Origin of the sequence: Cupriavidus pauculus (assembly GCF_002858765.1) — a bacterium.
In the GTDB taxonomy this organism is placed as follows: Bacteria; Pseudomonadota; Gammaproteobacteria; order Burkholderiales; family Burkholderiaceae; genus Cupriavidus; species Cupriavidus pauculus_B.
Window position 1 is genome coordinate 13254 of record NZ_PJRP01000010.1, and the last position, 24086, is coordinate 37339.

A 24086-nucleotide genomic window follows, 5' to 3' on the forward strand; every position below is an offset into this window, starting at 1 on the left:
CCGGCTATAAGCGCCGCGCATTCCCGCCATGAAGAAAAGCCCCGCTGGCTTCCCGCCGCGGGGCTTTTTGCTTAATTTGGCGCGTGGTCGTCGCGCCCGCTGCCGGCGCTTACTTGTTCCGGCTCAGCATCAGCTCGGTGTTGGCCTTGCGCTCGGCGTTGACCTTCTGCACGCTCGGCCGTTCCGCCATCGCCTTCAGGTAATCCTTGACCGGCAAACCCGCGAGCAGGTCTTCGCCGTAGATGATCTTGGTGCAGGACGCAATCAGCGGCAGATGGCACACGGCGGCGCAGTCGGCCAGCGTGAAGGTGTCGCCGGCGACATACGGCGAGAACTTGGCCAGGCGGCCGAACGCGGGAATGTACTTGTCCAGCAGGCTGCGCTGGCGTTCCTTGACGCGGTCGCTGACCTTGCCGCCGAAGAACGCTTCGGCATACAGCTCGCGGGCGGTCAGTTCCAAGTAAAGCTCCAGGAACGTGATGATCTCGCGCACCTTGCCGGCCTGGAAGGCGTCCTGAGGCAGCAGCGGCGCCTGGATGTAGGTGGCTTCCAGGTACTCGACGATGGTTTCGGACTCGCACAGCGGGCCGGCATCGGTGATGATGTAGGGAACCTTGCCCAGCGGCGATGCCGCCTGGTCGGTCTCGCCGATCCAGGCCAGCACCTCCTCGAACGGCAGGTTCTTTTCCAGCAGCGCCAGCTTGACCTTGTTGTAATAGTTGCTGGCGGCAAAACCGCAAAGCTTCAGCATGTCGTCTCTCTCCGTATTGGGATGGAATCGGTGGTGTCGACCCGGGGCCGCACCGTCGCCGTCTGCCCTGCCTCACATGGCCGATCAGCGCACGCCGCATGCGCGGCGCCTCTGTCGCGAAAGGTGCAGAAAACGTACGATCGTGCTAATTTAGCCACAACTTTTTTGGACGAACAATGAGCAATTCCACTATCCAGACGCTCGGCATCGTTGGCACTGGCGCCATGGGCCGCGGCATCGCCCAGATCGCCGCGCAGGCCGGCCTGACCGTCCACCTGTTCGACACCAACGCCCAGGCCGTGGCCGCCGCGCGCCAGTACCTGCAGGATACCTTTGCCAAGCTGGCCGACAAGGGCAAGATCAGCGCCGCCGACAGCGACGCCGCACTGGCCCGCGTGAAGGCCGCCAGCGCGCTGGAAGACCTGGCCGCCTGCGACATGGTGGTGGAAGCCATCGTCGAACGCCTGGACGTCAAGCGCGACCTGGTGGCCAAGCTCGAAGCCATCCTGCGTGAAGACGCCGTGATCGCATCGAACACCTCGTCGCTGTCGATCACCGCCATCGCCGTGGGTGCGAAGAAGCCGGGCCGCGTGGTCGGCTACCACTTCTTCAACCCGGTGCCGCTGATGAAGGTCGTGGAAGTGATCGACGGCCTGTCTGGCGATCCCGCCGTGGGCGACCGCCTGATGGAGCTATCGCGCCGCATGGGCCACACGCCGGTGCGCTGCAAGGACATGCCGGGCTTCATCGTGAACCATGCCGGCCGCGGCATGAACATCGAGGGCCTGAAGGCCGCTCAGGAAGGCGTGGCCGAGTTCGTCGACATCGACAACGTCATGCGCGAGCAAGCCGGCTTCCGCATGGGCCCGTTCGAGCTGATGGACCTGACCGGGCTCGACGTGTCGCACCCGGTGATGGAATCGATCTACAACCAGTTCTACCAGGAGCCGCGTTACCGTCCGTCGCCGATCACGGCGCTGCGTTCGGTGGGCGGCCTGCTGGGCCGCAAGACCGGCGCCGGCTTCTACGCGTATCCGGAAGGTCAGAAGCAGGTGCCCGCCGCCCGCGCGGTGCCGGATGCCCGCCCGGCCAGCGTGTGGGTAAGCCGTGCCAATGAGCGCGGCCATGCCATGACCGTGAAGCTGCTGACCGCGCTGGACGTGACCGTCGAAGCCGGCAACCAGCCGTCGTCCGATGCCCTGATCGTGGTCACGCCTCTCGGTCTGGACGCCACCACCGCTGCCCTGGAAGAAGGCCTGGACGCCACGCGCGTGGTAGCCATCGACACGCTGCTGCCGTATGACGCAACCAAGCGCCGCACGCTGATGACCACGCCTGCCACCAGCGCCGCCGCCCGCGACGCCGCGCACGGCCTGTTCGCCAGCGATGGCGTGCCCGTGACCGTGATCCGCGACTCGGCCGGCTTCATCGCCCAGCGCATCATCGGCTGCATCGTGAACATTGCCAGCGACATCGCGCAGCAACGCATTGCCACGCCGACCGACATCGACCTGGCCGTGAACCTGGGCCTGGGCTATCCGAAGGGCCCGCTGGCGCTGGGCGACACGATCGGCGCCAATGTGATTCTGGAAGTGCTGCGCAACATGAACCGCCTGACTGGCGACATGCGCTACCGTCCGAGCCCGTGGCTGTGGCGCCGCGCCGGCCTGGGCCTGTCGCTGCTGACCGAGGAAGCCTGATCGAGTGGGCGCCCCGCGAAAGACACGGGGCGCCCTTTTTGCATGTGCCCCCTGGCATCTGCCGCAAGGCTTCCGCCGCAAGCATTCCGTTTCAAGATAACGAGGCTGCCATGACTGCCCAGTTGCTGTCCGAACGCGTCGACGCGACGCTCGTGCTGACCATCTCCAACCCGGAAGCGCGCAACGCGCTGCATCCGGACATCTACGCCGCCTCGCAGGAAGCCCTCGAAGTGGCCACGCGGGACGACTCGATCCGCGCCGTGGTGCTGACCGGCGCCAACGGTGTGTTCTGCGCCGGCGGCAACCTGAACCGCCTGCTGGGCAACCGTTCGCAACCGCCGGCGGTGCAGGCCGAGAGCATCGAGACCCTGCACCACTGGATCGAATCGTTCCACGCCTTTCCCAAGCCCATCATCGCCGCCGTGGAAGGCCCCGCCGCCGGCGCCGGCTTCTCGCTGGTGCTGGCCTGCGACTACGTGGTGGCCGCCAGCGACGCCAAGTTCGTGATGGCCTACGTCAAGGTCGGACTGACCCCCGACGGCGGCGGCTCGTATGAAATCGCGCGGATGCTGCCGCGCCAGCTGGCCAGCGAAATCCTGATGGAAGGCAAGCCGGTGGACCCGGCTCGGCTGGCACACTTCGGCATCGTCAATCGCGTGGTGCAGCCCGGCCATGCCCTGACCGAGGCGCTGCGCATCGCCGAAAACCTGGCCAAGGAATCGCCCAACGCCGTGCGCGGCATGAAGGCGCTGATCAACCATGCCGGCACCGCCACGCTGACCGAACACCTGGGCGCCGAACGCGACAGCTTCGTGGCCGCGCTGCATCACAGGGACGGCGGCGAAGGCATCACGGCTTTCCTTGAGAAGCGCAAGCCGAATTACAGGTAATCCCACACACCTGTAACGCACCTTCGACAATGATCACAAAATAAAGACACTGCGGAGAGAGACAAACATGAGCAGCAACGTATCGCACTTTGAAGGTACGCGCCCCGTGGCAGACCAGCAGCGCTTTGACGTAGGCGCGCTGGAAACCTGGATGCGCGAGCATGTCGAGGGCTTTGCCGGCCCGCTGACCGTCGAGCAGTTCAAGGGCGGCCAGTCCAATCCCACGTTCAAGCTCATCACGCCGGGCCAGACCTACGTGATGCGCGCCAAGCCGGGCCCGAAGTCGAAGCTGCTGCCGTCCGCCCACGCCATCGAGCGCGAATACCGCGTGATGAAGGCGCTGGCCGGCACGGACGTGCCCGTGGCCCACATGTACGCGCTGTGCGAGGACGAAGACGTGATCGGCCGCGCGTTCTACATCATGGAGTTCGTCAGCGGCCGCGTGCTGTGGGACCAGTCGCTGCCCGACATGAGCACGGCCGAACGCGGCGCGATCTACGACGAGATGAACCGCGTCATCGCCGCGCTGCACACGGTGGACTACAAGGCCATCGGCCTGGCCGACTACGGCAAGCCCGGCAACTACTTCCAGCGTCAGATCGAACGTTGGAGCAAGCAGTACAAGCTGTCGGAAACCGAATCGATCCCGGCCATGGACCAGTTGATGGCCTGGCTGCCCGATCGTATTCCGCAGGAAGATCTGGACCTGACCTGCATCGTCCACGGCGACTACCGGCTCGACAACCTGATGTTCCATCCCACCGAGCCCCGCGTGCTGGCCGTGCTGGACTGGGAACTGTCCACGCTGGGCCACCCGATGGCCGACTTCGGCTACCACTGCATGAGCTGGCATATCGCGCCGGGTCAGTTCCGCGGCATCGCCGGCCTGGACCACAAGGGCCTGGGCATTCCCGACGAGGCGACCTATCGCCGCCTGTACGAGCAGCGCACCGGCCGCCCGATCACCGGCGACTGGAATTTCTACCTCGCCTTCAGCATGTTCCGCATCGCCGGCATCCTGCAGGGCATCATGAAGCGCGTGGTGGACGGCACGGCATCGTCGGCGCAGGCCCTCGACGCCGGCAAGCGCGCCCGGCCCATGGCGGAAATGGGCTGGGAATACGCCAAGAAGTCGGGCGCCTGAACGAAACTCGCACCCGACGGGTTGCGCCCCTCTCCCGCAGGCGGGCGAGGGGCGCAACCCGCTCATGTCATCAGACAACTGAGCACAAACCCGCACATCGTCCGGCTTTCCGCCACCTCGCGCCACGCCAGCCCGCACCCCTCTCGGCCGCTTTGTTGCCACATTTAGCGGCAACTGTCTACGTGTTTTCCCGATAGACCCAATTGAAAAGCGCGCCTACACTCCCATCCAAATCGTTGTACGACGACTGATGATAAGTGTAGACTGGAGACACAGCATGACCTCTTCTCGCCGCCAATTTCTTGGCCAGCTTCCGGGCCTTGCGGCTCTTGGTGCCGTTGGCACGTCCGGCATCCTGGCGCCGGCTTCGGCCTGGGCGCAGGACAAATGGCCGACCCGGCCGATCCGCCTGGTGGTGCCCTATCCCGCCGGTGGTTCGTCGGACATCATCGCGCGCCTGATCAGCAAGCAGCTGGGTGAAGCGCTGGGCCAGCCGATCGTGGTGGACAACCGCCCCGGCGCCAACGGCAACATCGGCGCCGCCATGGTGGCGCAGGCCGGCACCGAAAACCACACGCTGCTGCTGTGCGACGTCGGCGCGCTGGCCATCACCCCGTCGGTCTATACCAAGCTCACGTTCAACCCTGAGAAGGATCTCAAGGGCGTGGCGATGCTGGCCTATTCGCCGCACCTGCTGGTCGTGCATCCGTCGGTGCCGGCCAACAACCTGAAGGAACTGGTCGACCTGTCGCACAAGCAGTCGCTGAACTTTGCCGTGACCGCCATCGGCAGCGCGCCGCACCTGGCCGGCGTGGCCGTGCAGCAGGCTACCAAGGCCGGCTGGCAGTACGTGCCCTACAAGGGCGGTGCGCAGGCGATTGCCGACACGGTTGGCGGCACCGCGCAGGTGCTGATGAACGGCATGCTGGCCACGTACCCGCACGTGCAATCGGGCAAGCTCAAGCTGCTGGCCGTGTCCAAGCGCACCCGCATGGCACTGGTCGGCCAGACGCCGACGATTGCCGAAAGTGGCGTGCCGAACTTTGAATCGGGTACTTGGCAAGGCGTGATGGCGCCGGCCGGCATGCCCGATGCGCTGGTCCAGCGCATCAACACCGAACTGGTGAAGATCATCCGCACGCCGGAAATCCGCGCCAACCTGGCCGGCCAGGGCGCCGAGGTCGTGACGATGTCCCCGGCCGAAACCACCAAGTGGTTCCAGGCCGAGGAAAAGCGCTGGGCACAAGTCGTGAAGGCGGCGGGGGTCAAGCTGGACGCATAAATCCAGCCATCACAACAGGTAGAACTGAAACGGGCGCGAATTTCGCGCCCGTTTTTTCTTGCCGGCCACCTCGGGCTGGCGTTACAGCCGGCGGCCCTCGGCGGACCACCGGACTTGCGCACGGCTCAGTCGCCCAGTGCCACGCCCTCGCGGCGCGGGTCCGCGCCACCGGCCCAGACCGCCTTGCCGTTGACCGTCTTGCGCATGATGGCCTGCGTGCCGCTGGTCATCTCGATCTCGGCCACCTGATGGCCCTGCTGCTTCAGCGCCTGCACCAACTGCGGCGTCACCAGGCCCTTCTCCACCTCGGTGGGGCCGTTACGGCTGCCGAAATTGGCCATGCCCACGGCCTGCTGCACGTCCATGTCCCAATCGAGCAGGCCCACCAGCGTCTTCGACACATACTCGATGATCTGCGAGCCACCCGGCGAACCCAGCGCGGCCACCAGCTTGCCGCTCTGGCGGTCGAACACCAGCGTCGGCGCCATCGACGAACGCGGACGCTTGCCCGGCTGCACGCGGTTGGCCACCGGCTTGCCGTTCTCGGTCGGCGTGAACGAGAAGTCGGTCAGCTGGTTGTTGAGCATGAAGCCGCGCACCATGATGTGCGAGCCGAAATACGACTCGATGGTGGTCGTCATCGACAGCGCGCCACCACGGTTGTCCACGGCCACGATCTGCGACGTCGAAATGCGCGGCGGCGAGCGGTCCGGCGCGAACGACACCTTCACGCCCGGCGGCGTGCCCGGCTGCGCCTTGCCCATGCTCTTGTCACCGATCAGCGCCGCGCGCTCGGCCAGGTAGTCGGAGTTGACCATCGCGGCCACGTCCACCGGCACGAAATCGGCATCGGCCACATAGAGGCCACGGTCCGCGTAGGCCAGCCGGTCGGCTTCGGCGATGGCGTGGACGGCCAGCGGATTCGGCTCCATCAGCGACGGCAGGTCAACCTTCGTCGGCTTCAGGCTGGCCAGCGCGTAGCGCGGATCGCGCTTTTCCAGCGCCTCCAGCGTGCCAAGGATCTGCGCGATGGCGATGCCGCCCGACGACGGCGGCGGCATGCCGCAGATCTTCCACTGCCGGTAGTCGGTGCAGACCGGCACGCGCACCTTGGCCTTGTAGCCCTTCAGGTCCGCCTCGGACAGGCTGCCCGCGTTCTGGTGGCCGTTGACCTTGGCCGCGATGTCGCGCGCGATCGGCCCGTTGTAGAACACGCTCGGGCCGCTCCTTGCAATCTCGCGCAGCGTCTGCGCCAGTTGCGGATTCTTGACGATCGCGCCAACCGGCTTGGCCTTGCCCTGCGCGTCCAGGAAGTAGGCCGTCATCTCGGGCGATCCGCCCATGAACTTGTCCGCCGCCACCTGCGTGTAGAGCCGCTGCGACATCGGGAAGCCCTTGTCGGCCAGGCGAATGGCCGGCTGGAACAGGCGCGCCCAGGGCAGTCGCCCGTGATCGCGGTGCGCCATTTCCAGTGCCCGCAGCACGCCGGGCACGCCGACCGAACGGCCGCCGATCTGTCCTTCCGAGAATTCCATCGGCTTGCCATCGGCACGCATGAACAGGTTTTCGGTGGCGCCGGCCGGCGCGGTTTCGCGCCCGTCGTAGGCCTGCACGCGCTTGCCGTCCCAGTACATGATGAACGCGCCGCCGCCGATGCCGGTGGCCTGCGGCTCCACCAGTGTCAGCACGGCCTGCATCGCCACGGCGGCATCGATAGCCGAGCCGCCGGCCCGCAGGATCTCGCGGCCGGCCTCGGTGGCCAGCGGATTCGCGGCAGCCGCCATGTGCTTCTGCGCATAGGTGGTGGTCATGTCCGGGCGATAGCCCGACGACACTTCGGGGGCTGCCGGCATTGCCACCTGCGCGGCGGGCGCAGAGGCGGGCGCGGCCGAGGCTGCAGGTGTGCCGGCGCCCTTGTCCGGCGTCCCGCAGGCCGCCAGCAGCGCGGTCAGCGCCACGGCCAGCGCGCCGCGCCAGCGCAGGGAATCGGAATGGTGCGCGGTCGGGTCCGCGGAACGGGGTGCCACTGCTTCAGTCATGCCGTGTCTCCTGGTGGAAATCTCCGGCGATTGTAGCGGCGAAAGAGGCTGACGGATGTGCGAATCGTCTGAAAGCCGGCCTTGCGTTTCGCGGCATTTTTTCCTATGCGGCCGCGCCATCGGCTGGGGGAGTCGTATGGCCGACGCGGCATCAGATTTTGTCCATTGATCTCAACCCCATCTGTCCGTCTGCGCCGTTTCATGCCCAGGGCGCGCGTTGCGCCGGTTGCATGCCACAAGGAGAACACCATGCGCACAGGGCTTTCCGCATCGCACATCACGCCGTGGACGGCAGCGCTTGGCGCCGCCCTGGCGTTGGGGCTGGCCGCATGCAGCGGACCGCCGCCGACCGGCCCGGCAGCGCCGATGCCGCCCCCGGTGCCCGCACCCACGCCGCCGTACATCCTGCAACCCCCGACAGACAAGCCCGGCAAGCCCGCGGCATCCCAGGACAGCAGCCGATTGCGCGAGCCTGCCGTGGAGTCCCGCGCGGAAGCCCACAAGGCCATGCGCGCGCCCGCCCCAGTTTCACCTGCGCTGATGGCGATGCCCGCCCCAAGTTTCGCCCCGTCATTCGCCCCGGCGCCGCAGGACCGCGAACGCTATGGTGCGATCGACGAAAACGGCGTGCGGCAGGTGGCGCAGGCGCCAGTCTCCACGTTCAGCATCGACGTCGACACCGGCAGCTACAGCAACGTGCGCCGCATGCTCAATGCGGGACGCCTGCCACCGTCCGATGCGGTGCGCGTCGAGGAACTGGTCAACTACTTCCCCTACGACTATGCCGGCCCCGCCGACGGCAAGCCGTTCGCCGTGCATGCCGCGCTGGCGCCGGCACCCTGGCAGCCGCGCAATGTGCTGCTGCGCATCGGCATCAAGGGGCAGGACGTGGCGCGTGCGAACCTGCCCGCCGCCAACCTGGTGTTCCTGGTCGATGTGTCCGGCTCGATGCACGCGCCCGACAAGCTGCCGCTGCTGAAGGCATCGCTGAAGCTGCTGGTCAACGCGCTGCGGCCGCAGGACCGCATCACGCTGGTCACCTACGCGGGCACCACGCGTGTGGCGCTGCCCCCAACCCCCGGCAGCGACAAGACGGCGATTGCCAGCGCCATCGACCAGCTCGTGGCAGGCGGCAGCACGGCCGGCGCCAGTGGCATCGCGCTGGCCTATCAGGCGGCGCAGCAGAGCCATATCGCGGGCGGCATCAATCGCGTGCTGCTGGCCACCGATGGCGACTTCAACGTCGGCATCACCGACTTCCGCCAGTTGAAAAGCCTGGTCGAGGAAAAGCGCAAGTCGGGCGTATCGCTGTCCACGCTCGGCTTCGGCACCGGCAACTACAACGACCAGCTCATGGAGCAACTGGCCGATGCCGGCGACGGCGCTTACTCGTACATCGACAACCTCATGGAGGGCAACAAGGTGCTGGTCAGCGAAATGAGTTCGACGCTGGCCACCATCGCCCGCGACGTGAAGATCCAGGTGGAATTCAACCCCGCCACGGTTCGTGAGTACCGGCTGATCGGCTATGAAAACCGCCTGCTGGCGCGCGAGGATTTCAACAACGACAAGGTGGATGCCGGCGATATCGGCGCCGGGCATACCGTGACGGCGCTGTACGAACTGACGCTGGCCGACGGCCCGGGGCTGATCGACGACCTGCGCTACCAGCCTGCCGATCGCGGCAGCCCGCCCGTTGCCAGTCGGCACAACGAACTCGCGCATGTGAAGCTGCGCTACAAGCGTCCCGGCGCCAGCGCCAGCGAACTGACCGACATCACGGTCGCCCGCGACGCCATCCGGCCGCTGGCCCAGGGCGATGCCGACTTTCGCTTCGCCGCAGCCGTCAGCGGCTTTGGCCAGGTGCTGCACGGCGGCAGGTTTACCGGCGGCTGGACGCTCGATGACGCACGCACCCTGGCGCAAGATGCGCGCGGCGCCGACCTCTTTGGCTATCGGGGCGAGTTCCTGAAGCTGGTGGCACTGGCACAGTCGCTGCAGACGGCGCCGATGCCGGCGAGTGCCAACGCACGCTGACCGGCGTTCTATACTCGATGCCATGACGCGTGCCAGCCCCGCCCCCGACATTGCTGCGCTGCCCGACGCCGACCTGATGCTGCTGGTGGCCGGCGGCGTCATCGAGGCCCCGATCGGCGAACTGTTCCGTCGCCACAAACACGGCCTGTTCAACTATGTGGCCTGGCTTTGCCGGGGCGACACCGGCGAGGCCGAGGATATCGCGCAGAAGACGTGGATCCAGCTGATGACCCGCTGTGGCGACTACACGCCCACCGCCGCATTCCGCACATTCCTGTTCCAGATCGCGCGCAACGCCTGGCTGGACCAGGTGCGCAGCGCGCATGCCCGGCTGCGCGAATCGATCGACGAGCACGAACCGGCGATGCCGGTCGACGACCTGACGCCCGAGACCGAGGCGCAATTGCGCGAGCATCTGGCCAGCGTGCGCCAGGCGCTCCTGCAGTTGCCCGTGGCACAGCGCGAAGTGGTGGTGCTGCGCTTCTTCAGCGAGATGAGCGTCGAGGAAATCGCCGCGATGCTGGGCGAGAAATTCGAGACGGTGAAGAGCCGGCTGCGCTATGCGTTTGCCCGGCTGCGCACGGTACTGGCCGATGGCGGCATGGTGCCTGGGGAGCCCCGGCCATGACGACACCTCGCCCCGACGACCGCCACCGCGACGCCGCCGAACGCTTTATCGCCGGCGAAGACCGGCTGTCCGCGCTGCTGCGCGACGTGCCGCGCTTTGAAGCGCCCGCAAGCCTGGCCAGTGCCGTGGCCACCGCCGCACGTGCGGTGCAGGCGCGCATGGCAGCCGAAGCGGAACGCGATGCGGTGCGGGCATCGGCGCCGCCTCCTGCTTTCAATGCCCCGCCCACGCTGTCCGACAGCGTGCTGCGCGAGGCCGCGCGGCTGCAGACGGCGCAAGCCGCGCGCCGCGATGTCGTGTTCGAGCAGGTGTTGCAGGGCAAGCCTGCCGACGCCGTACTCGGCGCACCGGTCAGCGCCCCCACCGAGGCATGGTTGCGGACGCAGGCGATGCAGCATCGCGACGAAGCCGCTGCCGTGGCATCTGCCGTGCCACCACCCGCCAGGCGCGCGTCTGCCGTGGCGCGCTGGTGGCGGTCGCTGGGCGTCGCGGCCACCGCGTTTGCCGTGGCGGGCCTGGCCACGAAGATCGTGCTGAGCCAGCTTGACGACGGCACGCCGATGACGGCCTCGCTATCGTCGAATGTCGTCATTGCGGATAAGGCGGGCCCGGCAGTGCAGGGCGAAGCCGCGCTGGCGTCTGCGCCCGCACTCGCCGCCACGCCATCCACGTCATCCACGCCACCGGCGCAGGAAGCGCAGACCGAGGGCGCGCCGTCGACACCCGGCCTGGCGCGCACGGCACCGCCAGCAGAGCCCGTGCGTCGACCGACTACGCCATCGCCGGCAGCCCGCAAGGAGCGCGCACGCGAGCCATCGCCTGCCTTTGCGCCCTCGCCCTCGCCCGCGCCTTCGACTCCACCGGTAACAGCTACTGCGGAACCCGTGCCCCCGACGCCGGCCGCACCCGCCGCTCCGGCTATCCTGGCCGCGCCACCGCCGATGGCATCGATGCAGGCACAAGCCGACGCGGCGCCGGCGCCACCATCTGCACCCGCGTTGGCACCGGCACCGGCACCGCCGCCAGCCGCCGCGCCCGCGCCCGCGCCAGGCGTAGCCGCCGACGCCCGCGCGCGGCGCGTGCCGCAGTCGGCGTTCCTGGCAGCGCCAGCGGCGGCTGGACTGACAGCCGAATCGGCGTCTGAGTCGGCAGCTGAATCGGCTGCCCCCGCGAAGGCCACTGCGAAGGCCGCCGCCCCCGTGGCGCGGAAATCGGCCACCGTCACGCTGGAGGACGATCCCGCTTCGGTCGCCATGCAGTGGCGCCCCGGCAGGGGTCTGCATGTCTGGAGCGCCGAGCCCGACAATGCGGCCGTGCGCGACTGGGTGGCTCGCCTCTGGGCGGCCATGCCCGCCGATGCCCGCCCCGTGGCGCCTTACGGCATCCAGCGCGACGATGCGCTCGCGCGTGGCCAGCTACGCATCGAACAGGGTGCCGAGCGTCCGGACGTCAGGTAGCGGCATCAAGCACGGGCGCCCAATGAAAAACGGGAGGCAGATTGCCTCCCGTCTTCCTTCCCGGCCTCGATCAAGGCGCGATGGATCGCAGCGTCAGAGCGTGGTGAACGACCAGTTCAGGTTCACGCCCTGCCCGTTCAGCGTACCGCTGACGGTTACGTTGTAGCGTGTCTTGCCAGCCAGCGGCGCTGTCGGCGTGCAGATCGCGAGCCCACTCGCGGCGCTAGACATGCCCGACGTGCGCGCATCCACCTTCTCGCACGGCACGTTGTTGCCCGACGCATCGGTGATCGTGAACGTGTCGGCATTGAACGCCAGCGACGTGTTCACTGCCTGCACCGTCACCGGATAGCCCATGGTCTTGCCCGCGTAGGCCGGTGCGGGATTCGGGCTCTCGTTGTTGACCCAGTTGACGGGTACGTCGGCCTGGCCGTTGTACGGGTAGGCCACCATCTGGTTGTCGGCGCCGCCCTGGCTGCGGTCGGCCAGGTCGATGGTCTGGAAGTAGTACGCCTGCGTGCCGCCGCTGCTGCCCGCGCCTACGCTTTCGGCAAACCCGCTGCCGGCCGATCCGTAGCTGCCCAGCAGTGCCGCGCGATGGAACGGGGCATCGACCAGGTCGACCACCAACTGATCCTTCGGCGTCATCGACAGGTTGGCGCCCGCCTGCGACGTCCAGCGGTTAGCGCCCGCCACCACTTCCGCCGTGGCGTTGCTCGGATACGCGGCCTGGATGCGGTCGTTGGGGGCCGCACCGGTGTAGCCGGGCTTGCCCGACTGCTCGTCGTGCGTCAGCGTGTTATTGGCCAGCATGTAGGCCGTGTGGTTCTGGGCCACGGTATTGAGCGCGTCGCGTGCGGTCAGCGGGGCCAGGCCCACCTGTTCGCGGCGATAGTTGGCGTAGCACAGGCCCGCGCTGCGCGCGTCGGCCAGTACGTGATAGCCGGACACGCCCGCGCCACGCGCGGGCAGCACGGCGACCGAACCGGTCACCGGTGCCGGCGCGGTGCCCGATACGGTGTAGCAAGCACGGTCGGTGCCGCCGGCGGTCGGGGCCGCCGCCGCCTGGCCGCTGGCAGCCGACTGGGCCGCGTTGCCCGATTGCGCCGCGCTGCCACTGCCGCTGCTGCCCGAGGCGGTTGCGGAACCGCCGCCGTCACCGCCGCCACATGCGGCCAGCGTCAGGGCCGCGCAGGCGGCGATGGCGCCGAGTGCAATCGGCCGTCCGTTGATGAAAGCAGTGCGCATGAGTTTCCCTGGCATGTGAGCGTGCCTCGATGTCATAGGTCTGGATTGGGGAAACTGCCCGCATCCCGGTGTGTGGACCGGGACGACGCCTGGGCGCTGCTGCGCCGCCATGTAAGGCGTCCGGGACAGATGGAACGCAGTGATGGTAGGGACGCCTGCCCCCACCGTCCACCTTTCCAACACTTTCTTACGCTGTGATCCGAGCGCGCTGCACGCGCCTGGAAGTGCCGGTCAGCCGCGGGTCAGGCGGCGGACCCGGCCGGGATGTCCGTCGTGCCGCTGCCAAGCGATGTCATGACCGCCATCAGCTGCTCGCGCAGCCAGCGGTTGGCGCCGTCGTTCTCGCCGCCTGCATGCCAGTACAGGTGCAGTTCCAGCGACGGCACCTTGAACGGCAACGACAGCAGCCGGTTGGCATAGGGTTCGTTGGCGATGCGCGCGTAACGCAGCGGCAGCGTGGCCAGCAGGTCCGTGCAACTGACCACGCGGCAGGCGGCCGCGTAGTGCTGGCAGCGCAGCCGCACGCGGCGCGTCAGGCCCATGCGGTGCAGCGCCTGGTCCTCCAGCCCCGCCCCGCGCCGGCGCGACGACACATGCACGTGCTCGGCCGACAGGTAGCGTTCCAGCGTCAGTTCCTTCTTCACCAGCGGATGGTCGCGCCGTGCCAGCACCACCATCGGGTCGGACATGAAGGCACTGTGATGGATGGCCGGCGACACCGGCAGCAGGATGTCGATGGCGGTATCCAGCGTGCCGGCCAGCAGTTCGGACTCCATCTCGCGGCGGTCGAAGCGGATGGCCGCGATTTCCACGTGCGGCGCCATGGCGGTCACGCGCGCCATCAGCGGCGGCAGCAGCGTGCTTTCCAGCGCGTCGCGCATGCCGATGGTGAAGCGCCGCGTGGTGTTGGCGGGATCGAAGTGCGGCGTGTCCTGCAGCGTGCGGGCGAACGACTGCAGCGCGCCCCTCACCTCGCCCGCCAGCGACCGCGCCAGCGGCGTGGGCGCCATGCCCTGCCCGCGCCGCTCGAACAGCGGATCGTCGAACAGCGTGCGCAGCCGCCCCAGCGCGTGGCTCACGGCCGGCTGCGTCAGGTTCAGCTGGCGCGCCGCGGCCGTGATGCTGCCTTCGCTGTAGATGGCGTCGAACACGACGAAGAGATTGAGGTCGATCCGGCTGAGTTGCATGGCACCTTCCTGCACGCGTGCTTTACTGAGGCATCAATGTCGCGCATTCTGGCACGGAATGCAGCATATTGATACTGACCAATCCAGAAAATTCATTTTTCTTATTAGTCACGTTCCGCTAGAGTAGCCACAGTCGGCACGGCGTGCCCATCAAAACCCCGAGGAGACCCCATGCAATTTGAATACTCGCCCAAGGTCAAGGAGATGCAGGCCAGGCTGCTGGCCTTCTTCGACAAGCACATCTACCCGAACGAAAAGCGTTTCTACGCCGAGGTGCAGGCCAACCGCGAGGCCGGTAATGCATGGGTGCCGACCAAGGTCGTGGAAGAACTGAAGCCGCTGGCCCGCGAAGCCGGCCTGTGGAACCTGTTCCTGCCGCGCTCGAAGCGGGCCCCGGAAGGCCTGTCGAACCTGGAATACGCGCCGATGTGCGAAATCATGGGCCGGGTGCCCTGGTCGGCCGAAGTGTTCAACTGCGCCGCGCCGGACACCGGCAACATGGAGACGCTGGAGCGCTACGCGTCGGAAGAACTGAAGGACCAGTGGCTGGAACCGCTGCTGCGCGGCGAGATCCGTTCGGCGTTCCTGATGACCGAGCCGGCCGTGGCTTCGTCCGACGCCACCAACATCGAGTGCCGCATCGAGCGTGACGGTGACCACTATGTGATCAACGGCACCAAGTGGTGGTCGTCGGGCGCCGGCGACCCGCGCTGCAAGGTCTACATCGTGATGGGCAAGACCGACCCCGAAGCAGGCCGCCATGAGCAGCAATCGATGATCGTGGTGCCGGCCGACACGCCGGGCATCACCATCAAGCGCTTCCTGCCCGTGTTCGGCTACGACGACGCGCCGCACGGCCACATGGAAATCGAACTGAAGAACGTGCGCGTGCCGGCCAGCAACATCCTGCTGGGCGAAGGCCGCGGCTTCGAGATCGCCCAGGGCCGCCTGGGCCCGGGCCGTATCCACCACTGCATGCGCAGCGTCGGCGTGGCCGAGCGCGCGCTGGAACTGATGTGCAAGCGCAGCCTGCAACGCGTGGCGTTCGGCAAGGAAGTGGCCCGTCAGGGCGTGACGCAGGAGCGCATCGCCGAAGCGCGTTGCGACATCGAGATGACACGCCTGCTCACGCTGAAGGCCGCCTACATGATGGACACCGTGGGCAACAAGGTGGCCAAGGCCGAGATCGCCATGATCAAGGTGGTGGCACCGAACGTGGCGCTGCGCGTGATCGACTGGGCCATCCAGGTACATGGTGCCGCGGGCGTGTCCGGTGACTTCCCGCTGGCCAACTGGTGGGCGCACCAGCGCACGCTGCGCCTGGCCGATGGTCCGGACGAGGTGCACCGCAACGCCATCGCCAAGCTGGAACTGGCCAAGCACATGAACGTGAGCGCCGACAGCATCCAGATGCCCGTGACGCGCGGTTCTTGACAGGCATCGTCGCCTGACAGACAAAGCCCGGCCCCGTGCCGGGCTTTTTCATGTGCCGCCAACAGGGTTATTCACTCTGTGCTTAAATGCCTCGGCCAATCTTCCATGGAGAGCGTTGCACATGATCGACGTCTACACCTGGGCCACCCCGAACGGCCACAAGGTCCACATCATGCTTGAGGAATGCGGCCTGGCGTACAAGGTCCATCCCATCAATATCGGTGCCGGCGACCAGTTCGGCGCCGACTTTCTCAAGATCAGCCCCAACAACAAGATTCCGGCGATCGTCGACAGCGACGGCCCCGACGGCGAGCCAATCTCGCTGTTTGAATCGGGTGCGATCCTGCTGTACCTGGCCAGCAAGACCGGCAAGTTCCTGCCCGACGACGTGCGCGGCAAGTACGATGCGCTGCAGTGGCTGATGTTCCAGATGGGTGGCGTCGGCCCGATGCTGGGGCAGGCGCACCACTTCCGCATCTATGCGCCCGAGAAGATCGAGTACGCGGTGAACCGCTACACGAACGAGGCCAAGCGCCTGTACGGCGTGATCGACAAGCAGCTGTCGCAACACGCCTGGCTGGCCGGCGACAGCTATTCGATCGCGGACATCGCCACGTTCCCATGGCTGCGCAGCTGGCAGAACCAGGGCGTGGAACTGGACGACTACCCGCATCTGAAGCGCTGGTTCAACGAGATTGCCGAGCGTCCGGCCGTGAAGCGCGGCGTGGAAGTGCTGGCGAAGGAACGCAAGCCGCTGCAGTCGGACAAGGAACGCGAGATCCTGTTCGGCGCCACGCAGTACCAGCGGCGCTAGGCGCGCGGCATCACCCGGACGGGTGCCTCAATCCGCACGGGTTCAGGCCAGCGTCCGGGCCCAGCCGTTGCCGGAATGACACAGAAATGAGAATCGATGCCGAGTCCGGTGTCGATTGTCCAGGTCAGCTGACAGCGCCTGTGGCAGCAGCGAACGCGACAAAATCCGCATGGCAATTCGTTGAAAGCGGCACTTGCGGGCGAAGGGTGCGGGAATGCCGAATGGACCGCGTGGCGCGGATTTGCGCCTCATGAGCGAGGCGCGATCATCACGTTCCGAGACGGTCTGTGATGACTGCCCGACCCGGCAACTGTGTCGCATTGGTGACAGGTGTATCGCTTACGATGAGGATCTGGCACCGATAGAACGACCAACTATAAGTTGTCGTTCCGCATAGGTCGAACCCTTAGGCTCGATCGACTTAGCGACTTAATATCCACACAGCAGCATATGACAGCAGACCCACTCAAGCTGTTCGGGCGACATTTGACCTGGTTGCGCAAGCAGCGTGGCTGGTCTCAGGAAGCGCTGTCGCTGGAAAGCGGCCTGGCCCGATCCTACCTCAGCGGCATCGAGCGCGGCACGCGCAATGTTGCGCTATATAACATTTGTACCCTTGCAGACACGCTTGGCGTTGCGCCAACCGAGATGCTTGACTTTTTCAAGCATCGGCCAGAAGAGACGCAGGAAGCGGCGCGCTCACCGTTCGACGCAGAGCAGTCGCCCGCAGTGCAGGCAACGTTGCGTTATATGGCCGATCTGACCGACGTCGATCGCGATGTCGTGGCTGGCGTGGCACGGGCACTGGCGCGCCGGCACGCTCGCTGAAACGCCCCGCCCGAGGCAGGGCGCATGCGGGCTCAGACGTTCAGCATGCCCTGCTGCTCGATAAAGGCGATCACCTGGTCCAGGCCCTGCCCTGACTTCACGCTGCCCATCACGAACGGACGATCGCCGCGCATCTTGCGCGTATCGCTTTCCATGATGTCGAGCGACGCCCCCACATAGGGCGCCAGGTCGGTCTTGTTGACCACCAGCAGGTCGGACTTCGTAATCCCTGGTCCGCCCTTGCGAGGAATCTTCTCCCCCCCAGCCACATCGATCACGTAGATCGTCAGATCGGACAATTCCGGGCTGAAGGTCGCGGCCAGGTTGTCGCCGCCGGATTCGATGAACACCACGTCGGCATCCGGAAACCGGGCCAGCATGCGGTCCACGGCCTCCAGGTTGATCGACGCGTCCTCGCGGATCGCCGTATGCGGACAGCCGCCCGTTTCCACGCCCATGATGCGCTCGGCCGGCAAGGCGCCCGAGATCGTCAGCAGGCGCTGGTCTTCCTTGGTGTAGATGTCGTTGGTGATCGCCACCAGGTCATAGCGGTCGCGCATGGCCTTGCAGAGCATCTCCAGCAAGGTGGTCTTGCCGGAGCCCACGGGGCCGCCCACGCCAACGCGCAGCGGAGGATTCTTCTTGGTACGGGTCATGATTCGGTCCAGGAACGCTAGGAGCGGAAAAGCCGGGAATACTGGGTCTCGTGTCGCGCCGACAGCAGGCCCAGCATCGGAGAAAACGTGGAAAGCTGCGGCGGATCGGCATCGGCGCGCCGCGCCGCCTCGTCCACGGTGTCAAGCACATGGCGTTGCAGCCCGCGCAGGATCTGCTGGCCCGCCACCTGGCCCAGCGGCACGGCCTTGAGCGCGGCGGCCACCTGGTTTTCGGCCCAGTTGAAGGCGTAGGCGGCCAGCCCGTCGCGGGCATCGATATCCAGCGCCACGCATGCCGCGGTAAAGGCCGTGGGCAGGCACAGCGGCGACAGGCTGCGCAAGGTGTCGCGCAGCCACGCATCGCCCCATTCCATCTGCGCGATCAGCTTGGCCAGCGACCAGCCCATCTGCTCGGTTTCGAGCCGCAACTCGGACGTTTCACGGGTCACGTGGAACCACTCGTTCCAGCGGCTCACCGATGCGGCGTCCTGCTGACGCCAGGCACGATGCAGCAGCAGCCAGACCGGCGCCTCGCACTGGGCCTGCACCTGCACGAGGTTGTCGCGAATCCAGCGCTCGGCACTGGCGGCATCGCTCACCAGCCCGCAATCGATGGCCGCCTCAAGCCCCTGCGAATAGCTGAACCCGCCAATCGGCAACGCCGGCGAGGCAAGGTGCAGCAGCGAGATCAGCTGGGGGAGCGCGGTCATGTTGTCGCAGACCCTTGCTTTGGCCGGTTACCCTCTCCCACCGCCCCTCTCCCGAATGGGAAAGAAGAACGCGGGCCAATGGCATTTGGAACGCTGGCGGGATTCTCCCCTCTCCCGCGCGCGGAAGAAGGGTCGGGGGAGAGGGCGGGCGGCTCAACGAAGTCCTTGGCCAGCACGGCTTGCCGAATCGCCTCCAGCACACCTTCGATCTCGTCTTGAATCTGGTTATTCCAGAATCTCAGGACCGTGTAGCCCTGATCCTGCAACCAGACATCGCGGTCGAAATCGCGAAGCGTGCCATGCTGACCGCCGTCGGCTTCGACGATCAGTTTGCGCTCCATGCAGATGAAATCGGCAATGTATAGGCCAACCGGCTTCTGACGTTTGAATTTCAGGCCCAGGAAGCGGTGGGCACGCAGGAAGTACCACAGGCGCTCTTCGGCCGCGGTTTGGTGCGAGCGTAGCTCTTTCGCGAATTCGTGGTTGGTCAGCCGCCTACCCTCTCCCCCGGCCCCTCTCCCGCTAGCGGGAGAGGGGAGCAAACCAGCGGCATTGGCATCGCAGTCGGTGGTCTCCCCTCTCCCGCACGCGGGAGAGGGGTTGGGGGAGAGGGCAAGCGTCTGATTCACGATCACGTCCGGTTAATGCTTGTGCCCGCAGTGTTCGTCATGCACGTGGCCGTGCCCATGATCGTGATCATGGCTATGCGATTGATCATGCCCATGGTCATGCCCATGATGTTCGTGAAACACCGCCTGGGCCGCCGCGTAGTCTTCGGCGAAGGTGGCGTCGTGGCCGTGCTTGTGGCCGCCGCCGTAGGCGCCCGCCTCGGGCTCGAAAGGCTGTTCGGCGCGTGCGATCTGTACGCCCAGGCGCGTCAGCATGTCCGCCAGCACCGGGTCGTATTCCAGGCGGAGGTAGTCTCGGCCCACTTCCACCGGCGTGTGGCGGTTGCCGAGGTGGTACGCCGCGCGCATCAAGGCCAGCGGATCGGTGGCCGTCACCTGCAGCACCGATTCCGGCGCTGCCTGCACCTCGACGAAGGTGCCGTCTTCGGCCACCAGCAGGTCGCCGCCGCGCAACACGGTGCCGCGCGGCAGGAACAGCGCCGCTTCGGTGCCGTTGTCGAGCGCCGCGCGCAGGCGGCTCTTGCTGCGGTCGCCGAACGGCAAAACCAGCTTGGGGGCGCGCCGCACCAGCACCGGTGCGATACCGTGCGGCGCGGGCAGGACTTTGTCGATCTTGATCACGGCTTCAGCTTCAGAACAGGAAGTAGCGCTGCGCCATCGGCAGCACGGTAGCGGGCTCGCACATCAGCAACTGGCCGTCGGCCACCACCTGGTAGGTTTCGGGGTCCACCGTGACGTGCGGCTGCCAGTCATTGTGCACCATGTCGCGCTTGCTGACGGTGCGGCATCCGCGCACGGCGGCCAGGGTCTTGGCCAGCCCGTAGCGCCCGCCCACATCAGCTGCCAGCGCGGCCTGCGAGACAAAGGTCAGCGACGACCTGGGCAACGCGCCACCGGCCGACGCGAACATCGGCCGGTAATGCACCGGCTGCGGGGTCGGGATCGACGCATTGGGGTCGCCCATAGCCGCCGCCGCGATCATGCCGCCCTTCATGATCAGGCTCGGCTTCACGCCGAAGAACGCCGGCTTCCACAGCACCAGGTCAGCCCACTTGCCCACCTCGATCGATCCCACCTCGTGCGCGATGCCGTGCGTCAGCGCGGGGTTGATCGTGTACTTGGCGATATAGCGCCGCACCCGGAAATTGTCGTGGCCGCCACGCGCATCGTGCGGATCGCCGGGCAGCTTGCCGCGCTGGGCAGCCATCTTGTGCGCGGTCTGCCAGGTGCGGATGATGACCTCGCCCACGCGTCCCATGGCCTGCGAATCGCTGGAGATCATCGAGAAGGCGCCCAGGTCGTGCAGGATGTCTTCCGCCGCGATAGTCTCGCGCCGGATGCGCGACTCGGCAAACGCGATGTCCTCGGCGATGGCCGGGTCCAGGTGATGGCAGACCATCAGCATGTCCAGGTGCTCGTCCAGCGTGTTCACCGTGTACGGCCGCGTCGGGTTGGTCGACGACGGCAGCACGTTCGATTCCCCGCACACCTTGATGATGTCCGGCGCATGGCCGCCGCCCGCGCCTTCGGTGTGGTACGTATGGATCGTGCGGCCCTTGAACGCGGCGATGGTTGCCTCGACGAAGCCACCTTCGTTGAGCGTATCGGTGTGGATGGCCACCTGGGTGTCGGTGTCATCGGCCACGGACAAACAGGTGTCGATGGCCTGCGGCGTGGTGCCCCAGTCTTCGTGCAGCTTCAGGCCGATGGCCCCCGCTTCCACCTGCTCGGTCAGCGGCGCGGGCTGGCTGGCGTTGCCCTTGCCCAGGAAGCCGATGTTCATCGGATAGGCATCGGCAGCCTGCAGCATGCGCTCCATGTACCACGGGCCGGGCGTGACGGTGGTGGCGAAGGTGCCCGTGGCCGGGCCGGTGCCGCCGCCGATCATCGTGGTCACGCCGCTCATCAGCGCCTCGTCGATCTGCTGCGGGCAGATGAAGTGGATATGCGTGTCGATGCCGCCCGCCGTGACGATCATGCCCTCGCCCGCGATCACCTCGGTGCCGGGGCCCACGACGATGGTCACGCCCGGCTGGATGTCCGGGTTGCCGGCCTTGCCGATGCCCGCGATCCGGCCGTGCTTGAGGCCGATGTCGGCCTTGACGATGCCCCAGTGGTCAACGATCAGCGCGTTGGTGATGACCGTGTCCACGCAGTCCTTCGACATGCGCTGGCTTTGGCCCATGCCATCGCGAATCACCTTGCCGCCGCCGAACTTCACTTCCTCGCCGTAGATCGTGAAATCCTTTTCCACCTCGATGACCAGCCCGGTGTCGGCCAGCCGCAGGCGGTCGCCGGTGGTGGGGCCGAACATCTCGGCATAGGCCTGCCGCGAAATCTTCACGCTCATCACAGCGCTCCCATGATCTTGCCGTTGAACCCATAGACGATGCGGTCGCCGTCCAGCGCCACCAGCTGCACCGTGCGCGACTGGCCCGGCTCGAAGCGCACCGCCGTGCCGGCCGCGATGTCGAGCCGGAAGCCGCGCGCAGCTTCGCGGTCGAACGACAGCGCCGCGTTGGTTTCGTAGAAATGGAAGTGCGAACCAACCTGTACCGGCCGGTCGCCCGTATTGGCCACGGTCACGCTGACCGTGGCGCGGCCCGCGTTCAGTTCGATCTCGCCGTCTAGCGGCATCAGTTCACCGGGAATCATCGCCAGGCTCCTTTGCGAACTTCAGGCCACCAGCAGGCCGACGCCGTACAGCGCCACGCCCGCCCCGGCCACACGCGCCATCCAGCCCGCATGGCGACGCAGGAACGCGCCCACGCCGATACCCATCACGTGCAGCGTCATCGTGCTGACGGCAAAGCCGCCGACATAGGCCAGCACCCCAGGCAGTGCGGCGGCGGTCGCCGGCAGTTCGGCGCCGTGCGCGTAGCCGTGGAACAGCGCAAAGCCGCCGACGATGGCCATGCCGGACAGCGCCGACAGCTTGGCGCGCATCGCCACCAGCAGGCCGATCACGAGCAGCGAGACCGCGATCATCGGCTCCACGGCCGGCAGCGTCACGCCGGCCAGCCCCAACGCGGCCCCCACCAGCATCATGGCGACGAAGGCCAGCGGCAGGCGCAGCACGTCCAGCTTCGACGTGTCCTGCCCGAATGCACCCTTCGGCGCGGCGATCAACGCGCTCCAGACGCCCACGGCGGCCATGGCAAGCAGGTGATCGGCCCCTGTGAACGGATGGGCCAGGCCGGCAAGCAGGCTGGCACCAACCGTGGCGGCGTCGTGGCCCGGGTGGGCGAAGGCCGAGGCGGCAGCCAGCGAGAGCGTGGCGCCGGTCATGACGCGGGCGAAAGTCGGGCGGTGCATAGGGTTGGTCCTCTTATTGTTGAGCGTTCGGTTCGGGCGATCGTTGGGGGATGGATTGGGCGATCGGATTCAGACGATCGGGTGGTGCACGGTGACCAGCTTGGTGCCGTCCGGGAACGTGGCTTCCACCTGGATTTCCGGAATCATCTCGGCCACGCCGTCCATCACGTCCTCGCGCCGCAGCACGGTGGTGCCTTCGTGCATCAGCTCGGCCACGGTGCGGCCGTCGCGCGCGCCTTCCATGATGGCGGCCGTGATCAGCGCCACTGCCTCGGGGTAGTTGAGCTTGAGCCCGCGCGCCCGGCGGCGCTCGGCCAGCAGGGCGGCAGTGAAGATCAGCAGCTTGTCTTTCTCGCGCGGAGTCAGTTCCATGTTGGCGTTCCGTTCTGGTGTTCTTGTTGGCGTTCTTGTTGATGTCCGGTCAGGTGGCCCAGAGCCGCAGCGGCCGGGCCGGCACGCCGTGGATCGGCATGCGCAGGGTGCTCCAGCAATCGATCATCAGGTGGCGTACGGCCTCCATGTCGCGGCCCAGCACGCGCACCAGCAGCATCGACTGGCCTGCGGGTTGCCCACGGCCTGCCAGGCAGGTCACGCCGGCGCGCAGGTCCGGGCGATACGGCAACCGCTCGGCCAGCGATTCGGCCAGTTCCTGGGTGGCGCCCTGCCCCACGGCCCACAGTGTGGCCAGGATGGGCAGGCCCTCCATGCCGGCCACCGCGCCGCGCAACGGCGAAGCGGCGTCAAGGTGCGACTGCTCGATCCACAGCGCGCGATCCGGGCTGGCAATACGCGTATCGAGCCACAGCGAACCCCTGGCCCAACGCTCGCCCGACGCCAGCCGGCCCAGCACCACGGCGTCCCAGCCGATGGCGCTGCCGCCGGGCGCCACCACCACATCGGTGGCAATGCGCGCGCGGGCATCGTCGAACACGATGTTCTCCTGCGGCAACCAGTCCAGCTTGGACCCTTCGGCCACGTCGATGCGCACCTGCTGCGCCGCGTCGCGGCCCTGCGACTTGTACCACTTGGTGGCGCCGGGCGTCGCCAGCACGGCGTGCGCGCCGGCTTCCACGGCGATGTCGATATCGAGCAGATCGCCCCCGGCCACGCCGGCCGGCGGGTGCAGCACCACGCCATGGCAGATCGTGCCTTCCGGGTACAGCGGCTTCTGCACGCGCAGCGGCCCCTCGTGCCGGCGCTCGACCATGGCGGTACGGCCCGCGCGTTCGGCAAAGCGCAGGCGCAGGCTGGCGTGCCATCCAACAGGCATGGCGAGCGACGAAGGAAAATCCGGATGACGCATGAAAAAAAAAGGCAGGCGCGGGGGCGCGCGGAGG

The 24086-nt window shown here is 67.0% G+C and carries 23 protein-coding genes; 10 read left to right on the plus strand and 13 right to left on the minus strand.

Features of this window, described 5'->3' with window-relative positions; all coding sequences use genetic code 11:
- Positions 1 to 109: 109 nt before the first annotated feature.
- Positions 110 to 751: a glutathione S-transferase gene (locus CYJ10_RS20015; protein WP_101683221.1), complete on the minus strand. Its 642-nt coding sequence runs from the start codon at positions 749 to 751 to the stop codon at positions 110 to 112.
- A 176-nt stretch (positions 752 to 927) separates the two neighbouring features.
- On the opposite strand from CYJ10_RS20015, the gene CYJ10_RS20020 reads away from it, so the two are divergent.
- The 4 genes from CYJ10_RS20020 (at position 928) to CYJ10_RS20035 (ending at position 5767) form a co-directional block, all read left to right on the plus strand.
- The gene (locus CYJ10_RS20020) at positions 928 to 2451 is read left to right on the plus strand and encodes a 3-hydroxyacyl-CoA dehydrogenase (protein ID WP_101683222.1); all 1524 of its coding nucleotides are present in this window, start codon (positions 928 to 930) and stop codon (positions 2449 to 2451) included.
- A 110-nt stretch (positions 2452 to 2561) separates the two neighbouring features.
- Entirely contained in the window at positions 2562 to 3341 is a 780-nt protein-coding gene (locus CYJ10_RS20025; protein WP_101683223.1) for an oxepin-CoA hydrolase, alternative type, read from the plus strand.
- 67 nt (positions 3342 to 3408) lie between these two features.
- Entirely contained in the window at positions 3409 to 4485 is a 1077-nt protein-coding gene (locus CYJ10_RS20030; RefSeq protein WP_101683224.1) for a phosphotransferase, read from the plus strand.
- Between the two features lie 277 nt (positions 4486 to 4762).
- Entirely contained in the window at positions 4763 to 5767 is a 1005-nt protein-coding gene (locus CYJ10_RS20035) for a Bug family tripartite tricarboxylate transporter substrate binding protein (RefSeq protein ID WP_101683225.1), read from the plus strand.
- A gap of 125 nt (positions 5768 to 5892) precedes the next feature.
- On the opposite strand, the gene ggt is transcribed toward CYJ10_RS20035, so the two are convergent.
- Complete coding sequence (ggt, locus tag CYJ10_RS20040) at positions 5893 to 7806, minus strand: gamma-glutamyltransferase (protein ID WP_101683226.1); 1914 nt, start codon at positions 7804 to 7806, stop codon at positions 5893 to 5895.
- A gap of 249 nt (positions 7807 to 8055) precedes the next feature.
- On the opposite strand from ggt, the gene CYJ10_RS20045 reads away from it, so the two are divergent.
- From CYJ10_RS20045 to CYJ10_RS20055, 3 genes are read left to right on the plus strand one after another with little or no spacing between them, the layout of a single operon-like run.
- Positions 8056 to 9843, plus strand: coding sequence for a vWA domain-containing protein (locus CYJ10_RS20045; RefSeq protein ID WP_101683227.1), 1788 nt, complete (start codon positions 8056 to 8058; stop codon positions 9841 to 9843).
- Positions 9844 to 9865: 22 nt separating this feature from the next.
- Positions 9866 to 10471, plus strand: coding sequence for an RNA polymerase sigma factor (locus CYJ10_RS20050; RefSeq protein ID WP_101683228.1), 606 nt, complete (start codon positions 9866 to 9868; stop codon positions 10469 to 10471).
- Positions 10468 to 11928, plus strand: a complete 1461-nt coding sequence (locus CYJ10_RS20055; protein WP_101683229.1) for a hypothetical protein — start codon at positions 10468 to 10470, stop codon at positions 11926 to 11928. Before CYJ10_RS20050 ends, CYJ10_RS20055 begins: the two co-directional genes overlap by 4 nt.
- A 93-nt stretch (positions 11929 to 12021) precedes the next feature.
- On the opposite strand, the gene CYJ10_RS20060 is transcribed toward CYJ10_RS20055, so the two are convergent.
- On the minus strand, positions 12022 to 13176 hold the full coding sequence (locus CYJ10_RS20060) for a CAP domain-containing protein (protein ID WP_257993431.1): 1155 nt from the start codon (positions 13174 to 13176) through the stop codon (positions 12022 to 12024).
- Positions 13177 to 13418: 242 nt separating this feature from the next.
- Complete coding sequence (locus CYJ10_RS20065) at positions 13419 to 14363, minus strand: LysR family transcriptional regulator (RefSeq protein ID WP_101683231.1); 945 nt, start codon at positions 14361 to 14363, stop codon at positions 13419 to 13421.
- 171 nt (positions 14364 to 14534) lie between these two features.
- Here CYJ10_RS20065 and CYJ10_RS20070 point away from each other — a divergent pair, with 171 nt between their 5' ends.
- The 3 genes from CYJ10_RS20070 (at position 14535) to CYJ10_RS20080 (ending at position 17439) form a co-directional block, all read left to right on the plus strand.
- Positions 14535 to 15797: an acyl-CoA dehydrogenase family protein gene (locus tag CYJ10_RS20070; protein ID WP_101683232.1), complete on the plus strand. Its 1263-nt coding sequence runs from the start codon at positions 14535 to 14537 to the stop codon at positions 15795 to 15797.
- A 121-nt stretch (positions 15798 to 15918) separates the two neighbouring features.
- Positions 15919 to 16611 (plus strand): glutathione binding-like protein, encoded by a 693-nt coding sequence (locus tag CYJ10_RS20075; protein WP_101683233.1) that lies wholly within the window; start codon positions 15919 to 15921, stop codon positions 16609 to 16611.
- Positions 16612 to 17097: 486 nt separating this feature from the next.
- Positions 17098 to 17439 (plus strand): helix-turn-helix domain-containing protein, encoded by a 342-nt coding sequence (locus tag CYJ10_RS20080; protein WP_257993432.1) that lies wholly within the window; start codon positions 17098 to 17100, stop codon positions 17437 to 17439.
- A 32-nt stretch (positions 17440 to 17471) separates the two neighbouring features.
- Here the strand turns inward: CYJ10_RS20080 and ureG are convergent, their stop codons facing one another.
- From ureG to CYJ10_RS20130, 9 genes are all read right to left on the minus strand, one after another.
- On the minus strand, positions 17472 to 18095 hold the full coding sequence (gene ureG / locus CYJ10_RS20085) for an urease accessory protein UreG (protein WP_092594629.1): 624 nt from the start codon (positions 18093 to 18095) through the stop codon (positions 17472 to 17474).
- 17 nt (positions 18096 to 18112) lie between these two features.
- Positions 18113 to 18805 carry an urease accessory protein UreF gene (locus tag CYJ10_RS20090; protein WP_101683235.1) on the minus strand — a complete coding sequence of 231 codons (693 nt, stop codon included), beginning with the start codon at positions 18803 to 18805 and terminating at the stop codon, positions 18113 to 18115.
- Positions 18802 to 19434: an endonuclease domain-containing protein gene (locus tag CYJ10_RS20095; protein ID WP_257993433.1), complete on the minus strand. Its 633-nt coding sequence runs from the start codon at positions 19432 to 19434 to the stop codon at positions 18802 to 18804. The genes CYJ10_RS20090 and CYJ10_RS20095 overlap by 4 nt, the downstream gene beginning before the upstream one ends.
- A gap of 12 nt (positions 19435 to 19446) precedes the next feature.
- Positions 19447 to 20055, minus strand: coding sequence for an urease accessory protein UreE (gene ureE / locus CYJ10_RS20105; RefSeq protein WP_101683236.1), 609 nt, complete (start codon positions 20053 to 20055; stop codon positions 19447 to 19449).
- A gap of 10 nt (positions 20056 to 20065) precedes the next feature.
- Positions 20066 to 21784, minus strand: a complete 1719-nt coding sequence (ureC, locus tag CYJ10_RS20110) for an urease subunit alpha (RefSeq protein WP_101683237.1) — start codon at positions 21782 to 21784, stop codon at positions 20066 to 20068.
- Positions 21784 to 22089 (minus strand): urease subunit beta, encoded by a 306-nt coding sequence (locus tag CYJ10_RS20115; RefSeq protein WP_092594635.1) that lies wholly within the window; start codon positions 22087 to 22089, stop codon positions 21784 to 21786. The genes ureC and CYJ10_RS20115 overlap by 1 nt, the downstream gene beginning before the upstream one ends.
- 21 nt (positions 22090 to 22110) lie before the next feature.
- The gene (locus tag CYJ10_RS20120; protein WP_101683238.1) at positions 22111 to 22749 is read right to left on the minus strand and encodes a HupE/UreJ family protein; all 639 of its coding nucleotides are present in this window, start codon (positions 22747 to 22749) and stop codon (positions 22111 to 22113) included.
- Positions 22750 to 22818: 69 nt separating this feature from the next.
- A complete protein-coding gene (locus CYJ10_RS20125) occupies positions 22819 to 23121 on the minus strand; it encodes an urease subunit gamma (RefSeq protein WP_066738892.1) in 303 nt (100 codons plus the stop codon).
- A 49-nt stretch (positions 23122 to 23170) separates the two neighbouring features.
- Positions 23171 to 24052 carry an urease accessory protein UreD gene (locus CYJ10_RS20130; RefSeq protein WP_180862997.1) on the minus strand — a complete coding sequence of 294 codons (882 nt, stop codon included), beginning with the start codon at positions 24050 to 24052 and terminating at the stop codon, positions 23171 to 23173.
- Positions 24053 to 24086 lie beyond the last annotated feature (34 nt).